Below are 21,783 nucleotides of genomic sequence, written 5' to 3'. Positions count from 1 at the left end.
CTCAGTCTCGAAGCTCCGGCCGTGGAAGAAACACGGAGAATTTCGAGCCCTTGCCAGGCTGTGAAGACACGTCGATCGAGCCGCCGTGCGCTTCGACAATCTTTTTGATGATCGGCAGGCCGATTCCGGTCCCCGCCGCTTTGGTCGTAAAGAACAAATCGAAGATGCGATACTTGAGCGCGGGAGCCATGCCCTCGCCACTATCCTCGACGGTCAACGTGGTGCCGTACTCGGCGTTGTCGACGCACACTCTGATGGTGCCTTCGTCGTCGATGGCCTCGACGGCGTTGGTCAGCAGGTTCACAAGCACCTGGCGCATGCGGTCGATGTCGCACCAGATGGGCGCGTCGCCCTCGAGTTCGGTCTCGAAGGTAATCTGAGAAGTCTCCAACGTGGGGCCGTGGACCCGCTCGAGCTCACCGAGCAGCTCGCCGGCGTCATGCCAGGCGGGGCTGACTTCGATCGGCTTGGCGAAGTCCATGATCTCGCTGGTCAGCGTGCGAATGCGCTCGAGCTCCGAGCGCAGCGCGTCGACGATGGGCGAGATGCGCTCTTCGGCGGTGTCGTCGACCTTGGCGACGTCGCGAATGCGCCGGTCCAATAAGGTCAACTGCAGCCCCATGGTGTTCAGCGGGTTGCGAATCTCGTGAGCCAACCCGGCGGCGAGCGCCGAGGGAATCTCGAGCTTCATCTCCATGAGCTTGTCCCAGTACGCCTGGGTCATGATCGTCAGCTCGAGGTCGAGGATGCGCTCGATGCTCTCGACGCAGTCGCGCGGGTTGACCTGCAGCTCTTCGAGCCGCTCTTCCTCCTTGAAAACCGCGCGCGTCAGGTCGATGCGAATGATATTCATCGCCCCGAACATGAATTGCGGCTGCAGGCCGACGTCGACGTGCACCCGCCCGACATGTTGACGCTTGCGAAAATACTCTTCGTCGAACGGCCCGGTAAACACCTCGTCGAGCCAACGGTGAAGGCTCTTGCCCAACCGCTCGAGTTGCTCGGGCCCGGTGAAGACGTCTTTGGTGCGCGGGTTCTGCTTCAGTGAGCTGTAGAAGTGATCGACGATCTCCTCGAAGTACGGCCTCACGATCGGGTGCAGCCCGTTGAGGCACTCGGCGTCCCGGCCGCTAAAGCCCATATAGTCTTTGATTTCCTTCGAGAAATGCATGTGTATTAACCTTTCAGTCGAGGCCAAATTCCGCTGGGCGGCCCCTCACTTCTTAGATTCGTCGGTATTCTTGTCGTCGAGCAGAATGCGCACGGCCGGCGTTTCCAGATCGTCGAACTGGCCGTCACGCGTCGCCCACCAAAACCCGGTGACCGCCGCCGCCACGATGACCAGCGCGATCGGAATGAGCAGGAAGAGAATTTCCATACGACTTCTCTGCGAACGAAGTTTGAACCAGCGATGACACTACCACGGCCACCGAACTCAACGGCATAGCCACCGCTGCAATAAGCGGGCCAATCAAACCGAAGGCTGCCGCGGCGACGGCGATCGCGTTGTAACCGGCCGACATCGACAGGTTGCGATGCACCACCTTCATCACCCGGTGCGAGCCCTCGATGAGCTCGTAGACCGGCTCGAGTCCGGGGCGGGTCATAAAGACGTCGGCGGCGACCAGGCTCGCCTCGGCGCCGCCGTCGACGGCGATGCCAATATCGGCCGCCTGCAGGGCTGCAGCGTCGTTGACGCCGTCTCCGACCATCGCAATCCGGCCGCCGGACGCGTCCTGTTGTTGACGCTCACGCAGGTCACTGACGAAGGCGGCTTTGCCCTCGGGCGACACACCGCCGTGGGCGAATCGAGCGTCGATGCCCAACTCGCTGGCCACGTGCGCGACGACTTCCGGATGGTCGCCCGAAAGGATGACGGGCTGGACGCCGCGTCGCTCGAGCTCGCGCAAAAATTTCGCAGACTCGTCGCGAATGGGATCGCCGATGCCGACCACCGCCTCGAGCTTGCCGTCGACGCTGATCGCCACGGGCGTGTGTCCACGGCCGGTCATTTGGGCGACCGCCTCGTCGACGGAGAACGAAGATACGGCCGTCTCGGCGATCCAGTCGGGTTTTCCGACGCAGATCTTTCGGCCGCCGACCACGCCCTCGATGCCCTTTCCTGCGTGTTCCACCGTGTCTGAAAGGATGTCACGCAAGTTTTGCAGGCCGCCGACCCTCTCACGCAATTTCTGCGCGTCCAATTCGGCGGCGAGCGCGCGTGCAATCGGGTGGTTGCTCTGCGACTCGAGCGCGGCGGCGAGTTGCACAGCCTCGGCCGAGCCGACCACGTCGGTCACCGCCATTTCGCCGCGTGTGAGCGTGCCGGTCTTGTCGAAGACCACCCAGCTCACCTGCGCTAGCGCCTCGAGCACGTCGTCGTGTTTGACGTAGATGCCGCGCCGCGCGGCCTGGCCCACGCCCACCGATAAGGCGAGCGGCGTAGCCATGCCCAACGCACACGGACAGGCGACCACCAGTAGCGCCACCACGTGGGCGACGGCCTCGGACGGCGCGATTTGCCACCACACGAGTCCGGTCACGAGCGCGGCGAAGACGGTCACGAGCACGAAGATGCCGCCCAATCGGTCGGCCTTCTGCACGATGGGCGCGCGCTTTCGCGAACGCTCCTCGACCCAGGCCAAAAGCTTCCCGACGCGGGTCTCTTCGCCGACGGCCGCGACTTCCAGGCGAATGGGCGCGCCCAGGTTCGTCTCGCCGGCGTGCATCGGCTCGCCTTTTTTGACCGGCTCGGGCCGGCTCTCGCCGGTGAGCACGGCCCGGTGGGCGGTGGTCTGCCCGGTGACGAGCGTGCCGTCGGCCGGCACGACCTCGCCCGGGCGCACGTCGATGATGTCGCCAATCTGGAGCTCTTCGACGGGCACCTGCTCTTCTTCGCCGTCGCGCACGCGCCGTGCGGTGGTCGGGATGAGCGAGAGCAACCTGTCGGCCGCGTCGCCCGCGACGCGACGGCCGCGGATCTGCAGCCAACGCGCGGTCAACAGCGCGGCGATGAGCACGGCGATGGAGTCGAACCAGATCTCGCCGCTTCCGGACGCCGTCGCCCAGGCGCTGTGCGCCCAACCGACGAAAATGCCCAGTGAAATGGGCACGTCCATCGACAGCTTGAGCAGCCCGCCCAGGCCGCCTTCGCCGAATACGGATCGAATCGACACGGCCGCGCGCCGGAAGAACTCGGCGCCGCCATACAGCACCGAGCCGGTGGCGAGCACCAGGCTCAGCCAACGCACGCCGGTGGCCAGCGCTGCATCGTTGGCCAGATCGAGGCCGGCATACAGCGCCAGGGCGAGCAACATGACGTTGGCCGCCAGCGCCCAAGAGACGCCGACTTTGAACAGGAGTTTGCGCTCGCCGCGAGTGCGCGCACGGCTGTTTTCGCCGCGAATCGGATGGGGGGAGTAGCCAAAGTGGGCCAGCCAATCGGCGGCCTTCGACAATTTGCCCTGTTCGGGCTCCCAGCGCACCGTCAGGCGGGCGCGGGGCAAGTCGAGGCGGGCGTCGACCACGCCATCGACGTATTGGGGCATGCGCTCGGTGATCCAAACGCAGCCCGCACAGTGGACGCCCTCGATATACAGCTCGGCCTCGCGCGTGCCGTCGGCCAGCTCGCGCGTGTGCCGCTCGGTGAACCATTCGGCGTCGAAGTCTTCGCCGGCGCTGGGAAGCTCTTCTCCCACCGGCGCGCCGCCGTCGGCGCCCGTGATCTCGCGGAGTTGGTAGAAATCTTCCAACCCCGCCTCGTGCAGCGCGCTGTAGACCGCGCGGCAACCCGGACAGCAAAAATGCGGCCCCGGCCCTTCCGGCTCGCCGGGCACGGGCAGGCCGCAGTGGGCGCACTCGAGCGCCTCGTCGACCCGCTTATCGGAGACGACGTCGCTCAAAGGGAGACCTCCTCACGGACCTCGAACCGATAGTCCTGGCTGCCCTGACGCGCGTCGATGACCATGTCCCACAATCCGGGTTTGTCGGGTGCGACCTGCACCATATAGCTTCCCGGTGTGCCGTCGACCGGCTCGAGCTTGGCCGAGCCGAAGGCGCCGGCGCGGTCGGGGCGGCGCAACTCGACGCTCCCCTCGAGGCCGCTGATGGGCGCTCCGCTCTTGTCGACGAAGCGAAGCTCGACGGTATTGTCTTGGGCCACCGTCCAGGCCACGTCGACCGTCCAGCCGCTCTTCTGGGCGGCGAGGCGCGAGGCCTTCGTGACCTCGTAGTCGACCGACTTCTGATAGTAGTTGTCCACGACCTGCGGGCCGCCGTCGGACTTGGCGATGAACAGCATGCTGGTCCACCAGATCACGCTCGACGAAAGCAGCGTGATGATCAGGCCAGGCCAAAAGTACTTCTCGGGAATGCCAAACATATCTTTCTCCTAGAGCGTCCTACGACGCACCCTCTGCGGCGTCTCTGATGCAACTTACGCCTCGACCACGTGCAAGATTGTGGCCAAGGCGCAAGATTTTCGGCACAAAAGGTTTAGAGTTGTTTTGATGGACCCATCAGGGTGAAGTCGACCACTTGCTCGATGCCGTCGGGACCGACGACGCGAAACTGAGAGTCGATCTGGCCGTCCGCGCCGAAATCGGCCTTGGGCGCGACCACGAAGGTCTCCACGCGACGCATCTCGCCGTGGTCGAGGACGATGTCGGGTTGACCCACGACCTTGACCTCGGCGCTCTTGGGCGTGATCGGCTCGATGTGGAACGTCGCCTTCTCGCCGGTTTGGTTGCGCATGCGGAAGCGCACGCGGTTGGCCACCGAGTCGTCATCGATCATGGTGAACGGCGCGCCCGGGATGCGGCCCACGTCGACATGGAGCGGCTCGCGGCCGGCGAGCATCCACACGAACGCGCTGAGCAGAGCCGTCCACACCAGGCCGTAAGCGATGGTGCGCGGGCGGATGATGCGCGTGGGCTTGTTGTCCTCGATGGCATGCTCGGAGCTGTATCGGATGAGCCCGTGGGGCTTGCCGATGCCCTCCATGATGCCGTTGCACGCGTCGATGCACTGGGTGCAAGCAATGCACTCCATCTGCAGACCTTCTCGAATGTCGATACCGGTCGGGCAGGTGCGCACGCACGCCCCGCAGTCGATGCAGTCGCCCAGCGGGATGTCGAGGCCGGCCTTCTCCTTTTTGCGAAGCTCGCGGGTGCGACGCCCTCGCGGCTCACCGCGGTTGGGGTCGTAGGCCACGATCATCGAGTCTTTGTCCTGCAGGGCCGACTGCAGACGAGCATACGGGCACGTGATCGTGCACATCTGCTCGCGGAAATAGGCGAAGTCGAAAAAGATCAGTCCGCTGACGAGCAGCATGGCGAAGAAGACGCCGAAATGCTCACCGGGCGAGCCCCCCATCCAAGCCAGCAGGGAATCCCAGCTGACGAAGTACGCCAAAAAGGCGTGCGACAGGAAGATGGCGATGGCCGCAAAGATGCCCCACTTGGCCCCTTTGCGCCAGATCTTGTCGAAGTTCCACGGCCCCTCGTCGCGCCGCTTGCGCTGCATCTCGCGGCCCTCGATGAGCCGCTCGATGGGCCGGAACACGAACTCCAAATAGACTGTCTGCGGACATCCCCACCCACACCAGACACGCCCCAAAAAGGCGGTCAGGATGAAGACGCCCAGCAGGCTGAGCAGCAAGAAGACCATCAGCAAGATGGTGTCGGTCGGATACAGCGTCAGACCGAAAAAGTGGAACTCGCGGTGAATCACATCCAGGAACACCGCCGGGTTGCCACCGACGTGGACGACGGGAAGCGCCAAAAAGAGCGCGATCAGCCCCACGGCGACGGCGAGCCGCCGCCAGAAGTGCTTGCCCTTGCTCAACACGGGGTAGAGCCAGCGGCGCTTGCCGTCGTTGGTCATCGTGGAGAGGACCTGGATGGGGGCGTCGGGGACGCCCCCTTTTTGCTTGTTGCTATCAGTTGTGGATGGTGCAGACATAATGTCCTACTTGCCCTCGACGGGCTCACCCTGAGGTTCTTTGGCGTTCGGCGGATTGGTGCCCTTGATCGTTTCGATGTAGGCGACCACGCCGACCACTTCGTCCTGGGTCAGGATATTGCCCCAGGCCGGCATGCCCTTGGCGGTCACGCCGTCTTTGACGACCTTGTGAATGTCGGTCAGCTCGCCACCGTGCAGCCAGTACTTGTCGGTCAGGTTCGGGCCGATGAGGCCCTCGCCTTTCTGGCCGTGACACGACGCACAGTTGGTCATGAAGGCGGCCTTGCCGTCGGCGAGCATGGCTTCGTCCTCGACGGCCTGGGCCAACATGGCCGCGTCGACCGCGGGAGCTTCTTGCTGATGCTTGTCACGCATCGCCTGCAGCTCGGCTTGTCCCCGCTCCAGGTCGTCCTGGTAGGTGGGGATATAGCCCATGTTGATCCCGACGAAGTAGACCGCCGCCCACACGATCGTGATGTAGAAGATGGCTTTCCACCATCCCGGCATCGGGTTGTCGTACTCCTGAATGCCGTCGTAGTTGTGGTCGAGCAGTTCGTCGGCGTACTGGTCGCCCGAGGAGCTCTGTTGATTGTTCGTCTGACTACTCATTGTATATCACCTTCGAGGCTATTCAGGCGCCAGATTCGGCGTCTCCATCCAGTGGAAGTTGCTCCAGATGCTCGACCTCTTCCTTCTTGTAGAGAAGCACGCGAATGAGGACGAACACGAACCCGAGGACGAATAAAATCAGTCCGATTTCCGCATAGATCGAAAGATCTGCGGCTTCCATGACTTCACGCTTCATTGGTCACCTGCCTTGTCGTCTTCGACGGCGTTCTCGTTGGCTTCTTCTCGTTTGATGTCCGTGCCCAAGCGCTGCAGGTAGGCCACCAGCGCGACGATCTTGCGATCCTCGAGGCCGGCCGGGCCACCCTGAGTCTCGACTTCGGTCGCGATCTCTTTGGCCTGCTTACGCGCGTGCTCCTCGGCCGTCTCGATGTCCGAGGCGGTGTAGGGCACGTTGAGCATGGCCATCGTCTCGAGCTTGTCGTCCGCGTCGCTCAGGTCGAGCTCGTTGGTCAACAAGTGCGGGTACGACGGCATGATCGACTTCGGGCTGGTCAGCCTGGGGTCTTTCATGTGGCGTACGTGCCACAGGTGCGGGTACTTGCCGCCCACGCGGGCCAGGTCCGGACCGGTACGCTTCGAGCCCCACAGGAACGGACGGTTGTAGACGCTCTCGCCCGGCTTGGAGTACTCGCCGTAGCGCTCGATCTCGTGGCGCAGCGGACGCACCATCTGGGAGTGGCAGCTCACGCAGCCCTCTTCGATGTAGATGTCGCGGCCCTCGAGCTCCAGCGGGGTCAACGGCTTGACCGAGGCGATCTTGGGGATGTTGCTGTCGATGAGCAGCGTCGGGAAGATCTCGACGGCGCCACCGATGGCCACCGCGATGGTGGTCAGCACGGTGAAGACCAGCGGCCAACCTTCCAGGAAGCGGTGCCATCCACCCTTGAGCTTCTCTTGCAGGCGGAACAGCGCGGCGTCGTAGGTCTCGACGGTGCCGTCTTCGCCCTGGTCGGCAGCCTTGTGACGCCATGCCGGCGCGGCCACTTCGACCTCTTCGTCGGTCAGGCCCTTGGGCGCTTTGAGCACCGACATCACCAGGTTGTAGAAGCCGATGAGCACACCGATGAGGTACAGCGAGCCACCCACCAAGCGCACCCAGTACATCGGCACGATCTGGACGACCGTCTCGATGAAGTCGGGGTACATCAGGCGACCGGTCTCGTCGAAGGCGCGCCACATCAGACCCTGGGTGATACCCGAGGAGTACATGGCGATGACGTACAGCAGGATACCGACGGTGCCGATCCAGAAGTGCACGTTGGCCAAGGTCTTGCTGTACAGCTTGGTCTTCCACATGCGCGGAATCAGCCAGTAGATCATGCCGAAGGTCATGAAGCCGTTCCAGCCCAGCGCGCCGGCGTGGACGTGGCCGATGGTCCAGTCGGTGTAGTGGCTCAGCGAGTTCACCGCTTTGACCGACAGCATCGGACCCTCGAAGGTCGACATGCCGTAGAAGGTGATACCGACCACGAAGAACTTGAGCACCGGGTCTTTACGCAGCTTGTGCCACGCCCCTCGCAGGGTGAACAGACCGTTGATCATACCACCCCACGACGGCATCCAGAGCATGATCGAGAAGATCATCCCCAGCGTCGACGCCCACTCGGGCAGCGCGGTGTAGTGAAGGTGGTGCGGGCCGGCCCAGATGTAGATGAAAATGAGCGACCAGAAGTGAACGATACTCAACTTGTACGAGAAGACCGGACGGTCGGCCGCCTTGGGCAGGTAGTAGTACATCAGGCCCAAGAACGGGGTGGTCAGGAAGAAGGCGACCGCGTTGTGGCCGTACCACCACTGGATCAGCGCGTCCTGCACGCCTGCGAAGACCGGGTAGCTCTTGAAGGCGTCGACCGGCACGACCAGGTTGTTGAAGATGTGCAGAATCGCCACGGTCACGATCGTGGCGATATAGAACCACAGCGCCACGTACATGTGCTTCTCGCGACGCTTCTTGAGCGTCCCGAAGAAGTTCACCGCGAACACAACCCACACCAGGGTGATGGCGATGTCGATCGGCCACTCCAGCTCGGCGTACTCGTGGGTTTGTGTAAACCCTAAGGGTAATGTGATCGCCGCCGAGGCGATGATGGCCTGCCAGCCCCAGAAGTGGAACCGACTCATAACGTCGCTGAACATGCGCGTCTTCAGCAGACGCTGCGACGAGTGATACACCGCCGCAAAGATCGCGTTACCCGCGAACGCAAAGATCACCGCGTTCGTGTGCAGGGGACGCAGCCGGCCGAAGGTGAAGTGCTCACCGATATTCGACGGCCACCATGCCAATTGGAGGGCGATCACCACACCCACTAGCATGCCGACGATACCCCAGATCATCGTCGCCCAGACGAACATCCGGACGATCTTATCGTCGTATTTTACTTTCTCGAGTTTGGTCTTTGGCGCTTTAGCGCTCGTCCCTGTACTCATTGGGAGCGCCCTCCTGTTTCAGTTCTATCGAAGAAGAATGAGTTCATGACACCTAGGTCTCTCTGACTTACTTTCTAACAACTGGGTCTCCACACATCGCGCGGAGTCGTCGTGCGCTACTTTCACGATCCATGCCAAGCAGGTGGAAAGTTTTAGCGTGAGTGGACGCCTCAACGTCCTGCGGGCGAAAATGAACACAGATTCAGTTCAATCCATTTTGAACACCCCGTAATATTTGCAGGCGTCGCGGGCGATGCGCACATTTTGCGCACCCCTTGCCCCATCGAGGTGTCGCAAATACGCAAAATCTGCCGATTTGGAACAATTGGCACGGGTTATGCTCTTGTGTCAGGTGGGCCAGGGCAATGACGCCTGATCTGGATCATGCGCTGATCTGGATCACCTCATCCGGGACACGGAGAGCGGTTTGGAAGAGTATCTACCTCAATATACACAACTTCTGGGGCTTGGCTTGCTGTGGGTCACCGTGCACTGCTCGGGCATGTGCGGGCCGATCGTGGGCAGCTTGGTGGCCACTCAAAGTGGCGCGCATGGACCCGGCGAGGCGGACGCGAGCTGGTTCACCCAGCTTCGCCAACGCGCCGGCAACGTGCTCGCCTACCAGGGCGGCCGCGCGCTAACTTACGCGTTAATTGGCGCCGCCGCCGGTCTAGCGGGGGCCGCGGCCGAGGCATTCATCGGCCCGCTGACCAAGGTCGCCGGCCTGCTCGTCGCCGTGGCGCTCGTAGGCGCCGGCTTGTTGCGAATCGAGCCGGTCGCCAAGCGCCTCAAGCTGCCCTCCGGCTCGTCAACGAGTTCGGCGACCGGAAAATTCTTAGGAAATGTTATGCGCCGCGTGCGCCGGCTCGCCCCGCGGCGCGGCCCCATGCAGATGATGCTCATCGGCGCGGTCATGGGCCTGCTCCCCTGCATGCTCATGTTCTGGGTGCTCGGCCTCTCCGCCTCGACGGCAAGCCCGCTGCACGGCGCGCTGATCATGGTGGGCCTGGTCGCGCTGACCACCCCGGTTTTGCTTTTCGCGGGCACCGCCCCTCTGGTATGCAAACCCGCAGTGCGGCAACTCGGCGAGAAGATCATCCCCTACGCCATCATCCTGTCGGGCCTTTGGCTCGGGCTGATCTCGGCCGCCGCCAACGGCTGGATCGACCACCTGCACGTGCCGTTCGAGCTATTTGGCGAAAAGCTGGTAATTATGTTTTGGTAGCTGAAAATGTTAATTGGAGAGTAGGCCTTGTGGCGCCCCAACCCCGCAAGGCCTGCTCCCGCGCTATACCCACCGGAGAGACGCCATGACCGTCCTCGCAGCAATCGACTTCTCGAAAAACTCGCACGCCGCGCTGTGCCACGCCGCCCACCTGGCGCGCGCGGGCGACGGCAAGCTGGTCGTGGCCCACAGCGTGGTCCACGCCGACGAGGACGCGTTCTGGCGCCACCTGGTCCAGACCCCCTGGGAGGTCCCCGAGCGCATCCGCAAGGTCGCCGAGTCGCGGCTGCGCGAGACGGTGCGCGAGGTCCTCGACGACGACGAGATGCCCGCCGACGTCTCCTACGTCGTCGAGCTCAAAAGCGCCGCCGACGGCATCCTCGCCGCCGCCGACGCCCACAACGCCGACCTGCTCGTGCTCGGCTCGACGGGCGCGGGCCCCCTCAAAAACGTCCTGCTGGGAAGCAGCGCCGAGCACGTCGTCCGCAGCAGCGAAATCCCCGTGCTCACCGTACCGCCCGAGGCCAAAGGCGAGTCGTTCCACAAGATCTTGGCCCCGGTCGACTTCTCCGACTTCAGCCGAAAAAGCCTCGAGCTCGCCGCCGACCTCGCCCGCCAAAACGACGCCGAGCTGCTGATCTTGCACGCCTTCGCCCTACCCGCCGCCAGCCTCGCCCTGCTCGACATGCAGGCCCCGCCCGAGTCGGTCGAAGCCTACGAAGAGCAAAAGTGGGCCGAGTTCGACCAGTTCATCGAGGAGTTCGACCTGACCGACCTCGACAGCTCGCGCCTGCTGCGCATCAGCACGCCCTCGGCCGCCATCGACAACGTCGCCGACGAAGAAGGCGTCGACCTCATCTGCATGGGCACCGCCGGCCACCGCGGCCTCAAACGCGTCATGCTCGGCAGCACCGCCGCCCGCGTGCTGCGCCACCCGCCCTGCGCGGTGATGACCGTGCCGTGAGTGCGGACGTTGGGGCGCGGTCGTCCCCGACCGCCGGGGTCCGTCTCGGGCCCCGCACGTGTGTAGGCGGTGCGAACGCCTCGCCTAAGGACACACAAGCTGGGGCGGGGACGCCCCAGGGCGGGCGAGGACGCCGCGCGCCCCGCCGAAATAGACGCACGAGCTGAACTCGCCCTCATTTGCGACACGAGCCTTCGGTCGCAACGCGACCCCGACCGCATTCTGCGGACGGAAAAGACCTCCGGAACAGAACTCGCGCGCATTTGCGACGCGAACACGCCTCGCGAGCAGACCCGCCGACCATTTCGCACGACCAAATGCTTCGCCGAGCAGACCGAGACGTCATTTCCAACTTGGAAACGGCGTCGCGGTCTGTTTTCGAGCCGTCTTCCAGCCCCGAAAAGCGATGAGGCCTGCTCGCCGGCCCTCTTCTAGTCTGCGAAAGCCGCGCCGCCCTGCCCTCGGAAGCAGGTTCCGCTGCAAAATGGCGCGGGAGTCTGCTTCCAGTCGACCTCCCGGCTGAAAATGGTGTCGCGGGCTGAACTCGAGTGCGTTTCCAATCCCGAAACGAGGTCGGGTTCAGCGCCGCCGCCCATTTCTACTTGGCCCCCCTCCAACGGTTCGGTATGGTTGGGCCTCATCAATCAAAACTCCTCGATGGGGAGTGTGCCTGTCTGAGGGCCGTGTGGTCTCGCCGTGACCGCCCCAGCTCGCCTCTTTGCTGTGGGATGGCACCGCGAAGTCGATCCGTGTGCAGGCGCGTGTTTGTAACTCGTTACTCACGCGTGGTGCCCGCCGAATCCGATTGAGTTCGGGCCGTGGCACTAAACAAGGAGACGCTATGGCAGTTCTTTCGAAGACAGCAGCCAACTTCAAACTGGTCACCGGTACGGTCATCGGAGCCCTGCGCACGCAGGGTCCCGAAGTCGCCGCGAGCATCGTCGAGCTCGTCTACGACGGCAATGCGCCGACCGACCTGACCGTCGAGCAGTTCATGCTCGACTTGGCCGATTACCTGGAGGGCTCGACCGAGAGTTTCTCGGCGTTGGCCAGCCGCGTGATGGTCGAAATGGGTGAGGACTCCGCGGCGAGCCAGTCGGAAGACGAAACGGTAGAGACACTGCGCGAGGAAGTCTTCTGGCAGCGCAGCCAGATCGCGGGCACCTACGGCGCCCAGGTCGCCGACCGGCTCGGCTACACCGGCGAGACGCCGACCGACGCCCACGACATCATCCAGGCGTCGGCCGGCTTCGAGCAGCAGCTTCGTCAGGTGGGCTTTCCGAGCGAGACGCGCCCGCGGCGACAGCCGCTGGACGCCAACGAGTACGCCAACACGCTCGCCGCGCTGCGCGCCGAGGTCGAGCAGGCCACCCGCGACAACGAGTCCGACACCCGCCAGACCCAGCAGGCGCGCTCGGAGCGCGACGAGGCCGAGGCCGAGTTGAAGTACGATTACCGCGGCGTCGCCGAGGTGGCCGTGGGCCTGTTCTACCTGGCCCGCAAGGACGCGCTCGCCGAGAAGGTGCGCCCGACGGCGCGGCGCAACAAGGGGCTTCCCGAACCCGAAGACCTCGACGAGCCGCAAACGCCCGACGAGCCGGTCGTCGACACGGACGAGGAGCCCGTCGAGGCGTGAGCGAGACGATCGGTGCGGGGGCATCTTGCCCTCGTCGACCCTCCTTCGGTGCGGGGGCATCTTGCCCTCGTCGACCCTCCTTCGGTGCGGGGGCATCTTGCCCTCGTCGACGAGGCCAAGATGGCCTCGCACCGAGCGAGCGCTGGAAGCACCCGCACCGAACGAGCGCTGGAAGCCCCCGCACCGAACGAGCGCTGGAAGCACCCGCACCGAACGAGCGCTGGAAGCACCCGCACCGAACGCGCGCTGGAAGCACCCGCACCGAACGCGCGCTGGAAGCACCCGCACCGAACGCGCGCTGGAAGCACCCGCACCGAACGAGCGCTGGAAGCACCCGCACCGAACGAGCGCTGGAAGCACCCGCACCGAACGCGCGCTGGAAGCACCCGCACCGAACGCGCCTACCGCACCGCCACCATCCTCACCACCGCACCGGTTCCCCGGTGCCCGTGGCCGGCGTCGAGCTCGATCTCGAGCTCCTCGAGATACTCGAACGTCAACTCGCCGAAATCCTCACGCAATAATTGCGCGCTATACATCAGGTCCGCCGAGGGCGGCCCGCCGGTGCCGTAGTCGAGCTGTTTGGGGCGAAACGCCTCCAGGATGACGACGCCATCGGGGCGCAACGCGTCGACGACCTTTTGGTGCACCGGGCGGCGCAGCGCGGCGGGTAGGTGCAGGTAGTTGAGCACGACGGCGTCGAACTCGCCGGCCTCCGGCGTGTAGTCGGCGACGTCGGCCTGCACGGTGGTCACGTACACGTCGCGGTCCTCGGCGAGCTGCTCGAGCTTGCCCAGGCCGCGGCTGGAGACGTCGACCGCCGTGACCAGAAAGCCCTGCTCGGCCAGCCAGACGGCGTTTCGGCCCTCGCCTGCGCCCAGGCACAGCACCTTGCCCTGGCTGGGCACGTGCGCGACGGCCTGCTCGGCGACGAACGTGTTCGGCGTGGTGCCGTAGCGGTAGCCTTCGATATCGTATTTTTCGTTCCAGAAGTTTTCGGACATGGGGATGTAGGGGTTTGGGGGTTTTGGGGTTTTGGGGTTTGGGGTCGGACGTGATCGTCGTCGTGATCGTGATCGTGATCGGCCGTTCCACCCCTCAATCGTGCGACAAATCGCCATCCTTCTCCAAAAGAGTGAGCACCAACGGCGTCACATCTAACACGTCCAGCCCGTCGCCGGCCACGCCACGCACCAACTCACGCAGCTCATCGCCGCTGCGGGTGGGGTGGGCGAGCGTGAAGGTGACCAGGGAGTCGGCCTCGTGGGCGCTTCCGTGCCAGGAGCGGTACGGCTCGGAGAAATAGTAGCGGTCGTCGATGCGCCGGCCCATGCCGGCCTTGCTGAGCAGGACGACGTCGCCGACGCGGTGGCCGTAAGGGCCGGCGGCGAGTTGGCGCATGCGGCGGTCGAAGTCGAGGAGGTCGTCGCGGCCGTGCTCGGCGACGTAGCGGTCGATGGGCACGAGCTTTTGGCCGTCCCAGACCTCGAAGGGCCCAGCGTCCTGCCCGGCGGGGACCGGGCGGCGAGCGAGGATGAGGTCGAGGGTGCCCTGCAGCTCGCGGACCGGCCAGCCGAGCGCGTTGTTGGCGTGAAACGCGCGCACCACCTCCAGGACGTCCTCGTCGAAGCGTGGCGGCTTCGTCCAGTCGCAGCGCGAGCCGCGGCGGGCACACGTCGAGCGGTCGGCCAGGTAGATGTAGCTCATGGCGCCCTGGTAGGCGACCACCGCCGAGTAGTCGCGCTCGTCGTCGTCGACCTCGAGCTTGTCGCGACGCACGCGAAAGCCCGCGTGGCGAAGCACCTGCGGGGGCTCGTCGCGCCCGTCCCATTCGAGGGCGTGGCGGTCGTCGTTTTTGGTGGGCGTAAACCCGTGGTCGGAGATGAAGAGCACGTAGGTGTCGTCGAGCGCGCCGCGCTCGCGGTAGGCGTCGAGGACCTCGCCGATGAGCGGGTCGATGACCTCGCGCATGTAGCGGCGCTGGCTCTGCTTGGGGCGTTTGGCGACGTGGGTATAGAGGTCGATGCCGGGCAGGTAGAGCACCTGCAGGTCGGCCACGCCGTGCTCCTCGATGGCGTCGACCGCCCCGTCGGCCGCCTCCTCGTCGAGCTCGGCGTAGATCTCGCGGTCGACGCTGTTCGGGCCGACCACGCCCTCGGCGATGCCGCCGAGCACGGGGAGGATCTCGTCGAGGTCGGGCTTGGTGAACAGGTCGGCGCCCTCGTAGACCGGCGCCATGGCCACGAAGCTGCGCACCTTGGCCAGCTCGAAGAGCGTGGGCACCTCGAGTTGGTTGTTCAGGAAGTTGTCGGTCAAGATCCGGATGATGTGGTCGTGGTCGCCCACCGTGGTCGGCGCCGGGGCAAAGAAGCTCGAGGTCTGCCGGTCGTACCACTCGTTGCCGGGGATGCCGGTGTCGGCCGGCGGGCGGCCTGTGTAGACGCTCGTCCAGGCGGGAATGGTCACCGACGGGAGCGTCGTCAGGGCGTCGCGGGCCATGTAGGCGTGCTCGTAGGTGTCGTGTGCGCGGCGCTCACCAAGGAGCCGCGCGACCTGGGCGAGCTCGCCCGAGTCGACCCCGCGTCGAAACGCGTCGCGGCCGACCGAGTCGAGGGCGAAGACGAGCACTCGGGGCGCGCCGCGGGCCGGGCGCATCGGGTCGCGCAGCTCGACCTGCTCGCCCTCGATGACGTACTCGATCTGCTCGGAGATGGGCGTCGCCAAAAACGAGCACGACACCCCGACCGTGCCCACCGCCAGCGCGAGGGCTGTCGAAATAAGTAGGTTGCGAGCGTCCATCACATCGCCGCGAGTCGAAGACACGTCCACTTCCTCCCGGAAAGTCGACACCACCGCGCGGGCTGACGAGCGGTGGACATCGCCCGAGCGAGTCTCTAGGCTCGTCCCTACGGTCGCGAAGAACTTTCCGCCTTGTGATGTCCTGTGTGAGGTACGGCGTGCGCTTATCTGATCAATTGCTCTCTTTTCGTCTCCGAGCGGTGCTCGTCTGCGCGCTCGTCGTCTTCGGGCTGGGCTGCGGCGCCGAAGAGGACGGCCAGGACTCCGGCGAGTCGCGCGCCAAGCTCACCGAAAGCGGCGCGTTTTACGTCGCCTACACGCCCTCCCCCGACCCGATTCCGTTCAATCAACTCTTCGAGCTCGACGTCGAAGTCTGGGAGTCGGCCGACATGGCGAACGCCGTCGCCGACGCCGACGTGAGCGTCGAGGTGACGATGCCCGCCCACGGCCACGGCATGAATACCGAGCCGACGGTGACCAACAACGACGACGGGACCTACCTCGTCGAGGGCATGAAGTTCCACATGGAGAGCCAGTCGCCCGCCGAGCGCTGGGAGATTGCGGTGAGCGTTGACCGAGACGGCACTGCCGACACGGCGGTCTTCGAAGTGATGTGCTGCGGCCAATGAAGCGCGAATCACTCGCCATAGCGATGCTCGCAGGCTGGCTCGCCGCCGCGGGCTGCGCCGACGACACGGACGTCCCGCCGGGGGCGACCGCCTCGCCGAGCGGCCTGACCGACCCGAGCGGGACGTTCGATCACGACGAGCTCGAAGCGATCAACAAGCTGTCGCCCGAGGGCGAATTTCTGCCCGCCGACCCGACCAACGCGGTCGCCGACGACCCGGGCGCCGCGCGTCTGGGCCAATTTTTGTACTTCGACACCCGCCTGTCGGGCGACGGCGAGCAGTCGTGCGCGACCTGTCACCGCCCTGACCACGGCTTTGCCGACCCCAGACAGCTCTCCGAGGCGATGGGTACGACCGCCCGCCACGCCCCCACGCTGCTCAACGCGGCGTTCAACCGCTGGTATTTTTGGGACGGGCGCACCGACTCGCTGTGGGCGCAGGCGATCGAGCCGCTCGAGGCGCCCAACGAGCAGGGAACGACGCGGCTCGACATCGCACACCTGGTCGCCGGCGACGCCGAGCTGCGCGCGGCCTACGAGGCGGTCTTCGGCGCCCTGCCCGACCTGAGCGACCCCGACCGATTCCCCGCCTCCGGCCGCCCTGTCCCCGGCAGCCCCGACCATCCGCACGCACGAGCCTGGGCGTCGATGAGCGCCGAGGACCAGCGAACGGTCGACCGCATCCTGACGAACGTCACGAAGGCCATCGCGGCCTACGAGATGCAGCTCGTCTCCCTCGACGCCCCCTTCGATCGCTACGTCGAGGGGCTGCGCGACGGCGACGCCGAGAAACTGTCGGCATTGGACGAGCAGCAAAAAGAGGGGCTGAAGCTCTTTGTCGGCCGCGCCGGCTGCACCAAATGCCACGCCGGCCCCCTGATGACCAATTTCGAGTTCCACAACCTCGGCTTCGAGCCGCGAGGCTGGCTCGTCCCCGACGACCTGGGCCGCTGGGACGCCGTCCCCGAGGTCAAAGCCGACCCGTTCAACGCCGCCGGCGCGTTTTCGGACGCCCCCGACGGCGAGCGCGCCCGAGAGCTTCGCTTTTTGGCCCAGCAGCCCGAAAACGAGGGCCAATTCAAGACGCCGACGCTGCGAAACGTCGCCCTCACCCCACCTTATATGCACGGCGGCCACTTCGAGACCCTCGAAGAGGTCGTGCGCTTCTACGCCGAGCTCGACGAATCCCCCGTGCTCGTCGGCCACCGCGACGAGACCCTCGTCGAGCTCGACCTGAGCGACGAGGAGGTCGACGCGCTTGTCGCCTTCTTTGAAACGCTCACCGGCGCACCACTACCTGACGCTCTCACACGCCCGCCAAACGGGCCCAGACAACCTTCTGGACATTAATAATCTCTTGTCTTAAAATCCCCTCAACGTTTTACAAGAAGTTTTTTCCCTAATTTAACGAGGGGGTACCACCCATGCTCAGACGCAGGTTATTGATTTGCATCGCCTGTCTGTCTGTGTCGCTCGCAGCCTGTGGCGGTGATGAAACCGGCGGAGAGTTGTCCGAGAACAACTCGCAGGCTGACGTAGGCCCGGACACGGGACCTGATGTCGGGCCCGACAGCGGCCCAGACTCCGGTCCGGACACTGGTCCGGATACTGGTCCGGATACTGGTCCCGACGTCGGTCCCGATACCGGACCCGACACCGGCCCGTCGTTCACCCCACCCGAGTTCTACCAGTCCGCTTCTGGCGGGGGCACCACCGAAGGCGGCGGCTACAAAGCCGTCATCGGCATCGGCGCGCCCATTCGCGGACAAGCCGAAGGCGGTGGCTACCGCATCCAACTCGGCCCGGTGAGCCCGTAGGCGTAAACGACACGACAAGACAGCACAGAACTATCTAGAGCTGAACGAGAATTTTGAGGTTTATAATGAAATTGCGCACAGTAGCAGCAGCAGCGCTCGCCCTGGCACTCTCGGTGCCCTCGGTGGCCGCAGCCCAGGTACCCGCAGAGGTACCGGTCCAGGCCTACCTGACCTACGACAGCGGCGTGCCGGTCGACGGCAGCGTCACGGTCACCTTCAAGATCTACGACGCCCAGAGCGGCGGCGCAGAGTTGCACTCCGAGACGCTCGACGTGAGCGCCGACGCCGGCGCGTTTACCGCGTATCTGACCCCCGACTTGGTGATCTTCGAGGACTACCAAGATCTGTATCTTGGCCTGGCGGTCGACGGAGGCAGCGAGATGAGCCCGCGGCTCAAGATGGCGAGCGTGCCGTACGCCGCCGTGGCCGGCAACGCCGCGACCCTCGAGGGCAAGACTTCGGCCGACTTCGCCCCGTCCGGCTACCAGCCCGACTGGGCCGACATCCAGAACGTGCCGGCGGACCTGAGCGACGGCGACGACGGCGCCACCTACGCGGGCACCGGCGCAGTCCAGGTCAACTCGAACAACGAGATCGGCCTGATCACCACCTGCCCCGACGACAATATCCTGAAGTGGGACGCGGGTAACAGCCAGTGGTCGTGCGCGGCCGACGCCGACGAGGACACCACCTACACCGCCGGCGCAGGCGTCGAGATCGACGCCAACAACGCCATCAGCCTGAACTCGGGCTGCACGAGCGGCCAGCTTCTGAAGTGGAACGGCACCAGTTGGGCCTGCCAGGCCGACGAAGACACCACCTACCTGGCCGGCGCCGGCCTGCAGTTGACCAGCAACCAATTTGCGGTCGACTACACCGCCGTGCAGCAGCGCGTGACGGGCACCTGCGGCAGCGGCCAGTACGTCATGGGCGTCAACCAGGACGGCAGCGTGGTGTGCGGCACCGACCAAGACACCCAGAACACCTACGCCGCCGGAAGCGGTCTGGCCTTGAACGGCGGGACCTTCTCGGTCGACACGGGCACGATCCAGTCGCGCGTCAGCGGCACGTGCGCCTCGGGTGACAAGATCGTGGGCGTCAACGCCGACGGCACCGTCCAGTGCGCCACGGACATCGACACCGACACCGACACCACCTACAACGCGGGCACCGGCCTGGCGCTCAGCGGCACGACCTTCTCGGTGGCCAACGGCGGCATCTCGGATGCTCAGGTGGCCAGCAACGCGGCGATCGCGCCGACCAAGATCGACGGCACGGCGGCGACGCTGACCGGTGATCAGAGCTTCGGTGGAAACGTCTCGGCCGACAACTTCAACTACAACACCGCCAAGAGCGGACGTCGGTTCGTGTCGGTCCACGACTTCCAGTTCAGCAGAAACCCGGAAAACACCAACACGTTCATCTCCCTGGCTGGCTACATGTACGTACAAACGGGAGGGTCTGGCACACGCGTCGATCTCGATGCACGCATCGAGTTGCCCCAGGGTGCCACGATCACCGAGTTCAACTGCCTCGCAGTCGACAATTTGGATGACACCAACTTGTCGCCCGACGATGATCTGGCGTGGGATTTCGCGCTTCGCCGCCTGAGTATCGGCGGGACCACTCCGACCTACAGAACCGTCGCTATCTCCTCCGAGGACGACACAGTTGGCTCGCGGACCAGCTTCTACGACGCGCCGGACACCACCATTGCCTACGCGAACGTCGACAACGACGCGTACACCTACTACATCTCGGGTAACTTCACCCCGGACACCGAGTCGTCGGCGTTGCGCTTCTACGGCTGCTACGTCGACTACGAGGTCACGAGCATCCAGCCGTAACCGCGGCTAACAACTAGCGCACACCAACCGCCCGGGCGAGGGACTCCCCTCGCCCGGGCGGTTTTGTTTCGCCTTCGGCGCGTGCTTACCTTCCACGGAGACAGCCCATCGCTGACCACACTGACTGAGACGGAGCCGATACGATGACCACCGAACGCCGCGGAGAAGGACGATTGCGCCCCCATCCGACCGTGCGATTTGCCCCGGCCGAGCGAAAGATCGACCTCGACAGGTGTTATGACGAGCTCGTCGAGGAAGACCATCCTGCGGTCGACGGGCACCGCCAGATCACCATCGCCCACAGCAACTCGCTGACGCTGACCTTCTTCCATTTCGAGGAGGGAGGCTGCATGCCCGAGCACGTGGTCGACGGGGCGGTGACCATTCACGTGCTCGACGGGTATCTTGAAGTCGAGACCGACGAGGAGATCCACCACCTGGAGGACGACCAGCTTCTGTTCTTGGCGCCCAACGTCGAGCACGACGTGCGCGCGGTCGAAGACTCGCGCATGCTGCTGACGGTGCACCTGCAGCGCAAAGAGGAGCGCACCACCGCCAACAAACCGGATTGAACGCTACAGGCCGTAGCGGGTCATGAGGTAGGCTTCGACTTCGCCGAGCTCCGTGTCGCCGAGCACGCGTGAGTAGGCCAAGATCTCGGCGACCTCGCCTTCGAGGTGCTCCGAGGAGCAGCGCGCGCCGATCTGGCCGAAGTTCCACGTCCCGTTGGCCGACACCGACACGCTCGCCTGGTCCTGGGCGTTCTGACGCACGCGTAGCTGCGAATTCGACAACGTCACCGTGACGACGCTGTAGTCGGTGGTGGGGCTTCCGACGGTGACCGCTTCGTCGAGCCCGTTTTCTTGGCCGTAGAAGTAGAGCCCGTCGGCCGAGCCGTCGAAGCGAAGTTGGTTGTTCCCGCCGTCGTTGCAATTCGACAGAATCTGGCCGCGGTGGGTCGCCTCGGTGTTCTTGGCGACCACGAAGATCGTCGCCTCGTCGAGCGCGGCGTGACTCGCGGTGGTGCGAAGCTCCTGATTGCCGGTAAATTGCAGCGCCGGCTTGTCGTTGATGGCGCCGTTGACCCGCCGCGGATGCCTCGAAAAGCTGTCGTTGGCGACGATGGAGCCGTTGCCCGACAGATCTTCCCACTCCTCGACCGAAGCCCCGCCCGAAAAGTTCAGGCCCACGTCGGCGCGAAACCACATGGCCAGGCTCGCCGGGTCGGTCAACGCCGCCGAAAGCCCGCTGTCGTTGACGTAGACGCGCACGCGGTCGGTCGCCCCGCGACACTCCACGCGAATGTCGGTGATGCCCGCCTCGAGCCCCGAGACCGTGCCGTCGGTCGTGACGCGTGCGATCGTGGGGTCCCCGCTCGACCACCCGAACTCACAGAAGGTCTGCGAGCCGTCGGTCGCCGTGGCCACCGCGTCGAGTTGGAGTTCGGCGCCGACCTGCAGTACCTGATTGCCCGTCGGAGAGATCTTGACCTGCTCGACCTCGGGGCACGCCCCGCAGTCGAGCGAGCCGCCGCACCCGTCGTCGACGGGGCCGCAGGCCTGCAGCGCCTCGCAGGTGGTGGGCTCACAGCTCGCGTCCTCGCCGGTGTCCTGCGGTGGCGAGGCGTCAGCCGTGTCGTTTTGCGCGTCGAAAGGAGCGACATCCCCGCCGGCGTCGGGCTCGACGGAGGCGTCCTGGAGTGTGGCGTCGGACGTCTGCTCGGGCAGCTCGGTGCTCGCACAACCGGCAGCCAAAGCGGCGGATAGAACAATCGTTGTCAGGGCGTGAGTGAGGCGCATCACGCGGTCATCTCCGAAAAAAGTAGCTCGATGCGTGGATATTACCCGAA

Annotated in this window: 19 protein-coding genes; 8 read left to right on the top strand and 11 right to left on the bottom strand. The window is 64.9% G+C overall.

The features are described from left to right. Window position 1: 1 nt before the first annotated feature. From FIV42_RS23950 to ccoN, 8 genes are all read right to left on the bottom strand, one after another. On the bottom strand, window positions 2–1,171 hold the full coding sequence (locus FIV42_RS23950) for a protoglobin domain-containing protein (RefSeq protein ID WP_141200139.1): 1,170 nt from the start codon (window positions 1,169–1,171) through the stop codon (window positions 2–4). Between the two features lie 45 nt (window positions 1,172–1,216). Continuing rightward, entirely contained in the window at window positions 1,217–1,336 is a 120-nt protein-coding gene (gene ccoS, locus FIV42_RS30970) for a cbb3-type cytochrome oxidase assembly protein CcoS (RefSeq protein ID WP_246099109.1), read from the bottom strand. Next, window positions 1,296–3,902 (bottom strand): heavy metal translocating P-type ATPase, encoded by a 2,607-nt coding sequence (locus FIV42_RS23940; RefSeq protein ID WP_141200137.1) that lies wholly within the window; start codon window positions 3,900–3,902, stop codon window positions 1,296–1,298. Before FIV42_RS23940 ends, ccoS begins: the two co-directional genes overlap by 41 nt. Further along, the gene (locus FIV42_RS23935; RefSeq protein ID WP_141200136.1) at window positions 3,899–4,381 is read right to left on the bottom strand and encodes a FixH family protein; all 483 of its coding nucleotides are present in this window, start codon (window positions 4,379–4,381) and stop codon (window positions 3,899–3,901) included. The genes FIV42_RS23940 and FIV42_RS23935 overlap by 4 nt, the downstream gene beginning before the upstream one ends. A gap of 113 nt (window positions 4,382–4,494) precedes the next feature. Beyond that, window positions 4,495–5,961, bottom strand: a complete 1,467-nt coding sequence (gene ccoG, locus FIV42_RS23930; protein ID WP_141200135.1) for a cytochrome c oxidase accessory protein CcoG — start codon at window positions 5,959–5,961, stop codon at window positions 4,495–4,497. Between the two features lie 6 nt (window positions 5,962–5,967). Continuing rightward, the gene (locus tag FIV42_RS23925) at window positions 5,968–6,570 is read right to left on the bottom strand and encodes a cbb3-type cytochrome c oxidase N-terminal domain-containing protein (protein WP_141200134.1); all 603 of its coding nucleotides are present in this window, start codon (window positions 6,568–6,570) and stop codon (window positions 5,968–5,970) included. Between the two features lie 22 nt (window positions 6,571–6,592). Next, window positions 6,593–6,766 carry a hypothetical protein gene (locus FIV42_RS30365; protein WP_168210904.1) on the bottom strand — a complete coding sequence of 58 codons (174 nt, stop codon included), beginning with the start codon at window positions 6,764–6,766 and terminating at the stop codon, window positions 6,593–6,595. Further along, window positions 6,763–9,018, bottom strand: coding sequence for a cytochrome-c oxidase, cbb3-type subunit I (gene ccoN / locus FIV42_RS23920; protein ID WP_141200133.1), 2,256 nt, complete (start codon window positions 9,016–9,018; stop codon window positions 6,763–6,765). The genes FIV42_RS30365 and ccoN overlap by 4 nt, the downstream gene beginning before the upstream one ends. 427 nt (window positions 9,019–9,445) lie before the next feature. Here ccoN and FIV42_RS23915 point away from each other — a divergent pair, with 427 nt between their 5' ends. The 3 genes from FIV42_RS23915 to FIV42_RS23905 all read left to right on the top strand — a co-directional run bounded on the left by FIV42_RS23915 (window position 9,446) and on the right by FIV42_RS23905 (window position 12,843). Beyond that, on the top strand, window positions 9,446–10,243 hold the full coding sequence (locus FIV42_RS23915) for a sulfite exporter TauE/SafE family protein (protein WP_141200132.1): 798 nt from the start codon (window positions 9,446–9,448) through the stop codon (window positions 10,241–10,243). Between the two features lie 85 nt (window positions 10,244–10,328). Further along, window positions 10,329–11,207: a universal stress protein gene (locus FIV42_RS23910; RefSeq protein WP_141200131.1), complete on the top strand. Its 879-nt coding sequence runs from the start codon at window positions 10,329–10,331 to the stop codon at window positions 11,205–11,207. An 841-nt stretch (window positions 11,208–12,048) separates the two neighbouring features. Continuing rightward, on the top strand, window positions 12,049–12,843 hold the full coding sequence (locus tag FIV42_RS23905; protein WP_141200130.1) for a hypothetical protein: 795 nt from the start codon (window positions 12,049–12,051) through the stop codon (window positions 12,841–12,843). A 401-nt stretch (window positions 12,844–13,244) separates the two neighbouring features. On the opposite strand, the gene FIV42_RS23900 is transcribed toward FIV42_RS23905, so the two are convergent. After that, window positions 13,245–13,847, bottom strand: coding sequence for a class I SAM-dependent methyltransferase (locus tag FIV42_RS23900; RefSeq protein ID WP_141200129.1), 603 nt, complete (start codon window positions 13,845–13,847; stop codon window positions 13,245–13,247). Between the two features lie 94 nt (window positions 13,848–13,941). Then, on the bottom strand, window positions 13,942–15,666 hold the full coding sequence (locus FIV42_RS23895; protein WP_141200128.1) for an alkaline phosphatase family protein: 1,725 nt from the start codon (window positions 15,664–15,666) through the stop codon (window positions 13,942–13,944). A 134-nt stretch (window positions 15,667–15,800) separates the two neighbouring features. Here FIV42_RS23895 and FIV42_RS23890 point away from each other — a divergent pair, with 134 nt between their 5' ends. The 5 genes from FIV42_RS23890 to FIV42_RS23870 all read left to right on the top strand — a co-directional run bounded on the left by FIV42_RS23890 (window position 15,801) and on the right by FIV42_RS23870 (window position 20,506). Continuing rightward, on the top strand, window positions 15,801–16,271 hold the full coding sequence (locus FIV42_RS23890; protein WP_168210903.1) for a FixH family protein: 471 nt from the start codon (window positions 15,801–15,803) through the stop codon (window positions 16,269–16,271). Beyond that, the gene (locus tag FIV42_RS23885; RefSeq protein WP_141200126.1) at window positions 16,268–17,620 is read left to right on the top strand and encodes a cytochrome-c peroxidase; all 1,353 of its coding nucleotides are present in this window, start codon (window positions 16,268–16,270) and stop codon (window positions 17,618–17,620) included. The genes FIV42_RS23890 and FIV42_RS23885 overlap by 4 nt, the downstream gene beginning before the upstream one ends. A gap of 74 nt (window positions 17,621–17,694) precedes the next feature. Beyond that, window positions 17,695–18,087 carry a hypothetical protein gene (locus tag FIV42_RS30785; protein ID WP_222615304.1) on the top strand — a complete coding sequence of 131 codons (393 nt, stop codon included), beginning with the start codon at window positions 17,695–17,697 and terminating at the stop codon, window positions 18,085–18,087. Between the two features lie 65 nt (window positions 18,088–18,152). Continuing rightward, on the top strand, window positions 18,153–19,934 hold the full coding sequence (locus FIV42_RS23875; RefSeq protein ID WP_141200125.1) for a hypothetical protein: 1,782 nt from the start codon (window positions 18,153–18,155) through the stop codon (window positions 19,932–19,934). A 143-nt stretch (window positions 19,935–20,077) separates the two neighbouring features. Beyond that, entirely contained in the window at window positions 20,078–20,506 is a 429-nt protein-coding gene (locus tag FIV42_RS23870) for a cupin domain-containing protein (protein WP_141200124.1), read from the top strand. Window positions 20,507–20,509: 3 nt separating this feature from the next. Here the strand turns inward: FIV42_RS23870 and FIV42_RS23865 are convergent, their stop codons facing one another. Next, window positions 20,510–21,733, bottom strand: a complete 1,224-nt coding sequence (locus FIV42_RS23865) for an Ig-like domain-containing protein (protein WP_246099108.1) — start codon at window positions 21,731–21,733, stop codon at window positions 20,510–20,512. Between the last annotated feature and the right edge of the window lie 50 nt (window positions 21,734–21,783).

Source organism: Persicimonas caeni (genome assembly GCF_006517175.1).
In the GTDB taxonomy this organism is placed as follows: domain Bacteria; phylum Myxococcota_A; class Bradymonadia; order Bradymonadales; family Bradymonadaceae; genus Persicimonas; species Persicimonas caeni.
Note: the sequence above shows the minus strand (reverse complement) of the source record. Positions and strands in the feature narration are given on the sequence as shown.

Coding starts and splice junctions, on each gene's coding strand:
- FIV42_RS23950 (WP_141200139.1), bottom strand. CDS start 1,171: ATGCATTTCTCGAAGGAAATCAAAGACTATATGGGCTTTAGCGGCCGG.
- FIV42_RS23935 (WP_141200136.1), bottom strand. CDS start 4,381: ATGTTTGGCATTCCCGAGAAGTACTTTTGGCCTGGCCTGATCATCACG.
- ccoG (WP_141200135.1), bottom strand. CDS start 5,961: ATGTCTGCACCATCCACAACTGATAGCAACAAGCAAAAAGGGGGCGTC.
- FIV42_RS23925 (WP_141200134.1), bottom strand. CDS start 6,570: ATGAGTAGTCAGACGAACAATCAACAGAGCTCCTCGGGCGACCAGTAC.
- FIV42_RS30365 (WP_168210904.1), bottom strand. CDS start 6,766: ATGAAGCGTGAAGTCATGGAAGCCGCAGATCTTTCGATCTATGCGGAA.
- ccoN (WP_141200133.1), bottom strand. CDS start 9,018: ATGAGTACAGGGACGAGCGCTAAAGCGCCAAAGACCAAACTCGAGAAA.
- FIV42_RS23910 (WP_141200131.1), top strand. CDS start 10,329: ATGACCGTCCTCGCAGCAATCGACTTCTCGAAAAACTCGCACGCCGCG.
- FIV42_RS23905 (WP_141200130.1), top strand. CDS start 12,049: ATGGCAGTTCTTTCGAAGACAGCAGCCAACTTCAAACTGGTCACCGGT.
- FIV42_RS23900 (WP_141200129.1), bottom strand. CDS start 13,847: ATGTCCGAAAACTTCTGGAACGAAAAATACGATATCGAAGGCTACCGC.
- FIV42_RS23885 (WP_141200126.1), top strand. CDS start 16,268: ATGAAGCGCGAATCACTCGCCATAGCGATGCTCGCAGGCTGGCTCGCC.
- FIV42_RS30785 (WP_222615304.1), top strand. CDS start 17,695: ATGCTCAGACGCAGGTTATTGATTTGCATCGCCTGTCTGTCTGTGTCG.
- FIV42_RS23875 (WP_141200125.1), top strand. CDS start 18,153: ATGAAATTGCGCACAGTAGCAGCAGCAGCGCTCGCCCTGGCACTCTCG.
- FIV42_RS23870 (WP_141200124.1), top strand. CDS start 20,078: ATGACCACCGAACGCCGCGGAGAAGGACGATTGCGCCCCCATCCGACC.
- FIV42_RS23865 (WP_246099108.1), bottom strand. CDS start 21,733: ATGCGCCTCACTCACGCCCTGACAACGATTGTTCTATCCGCCGCTTTG.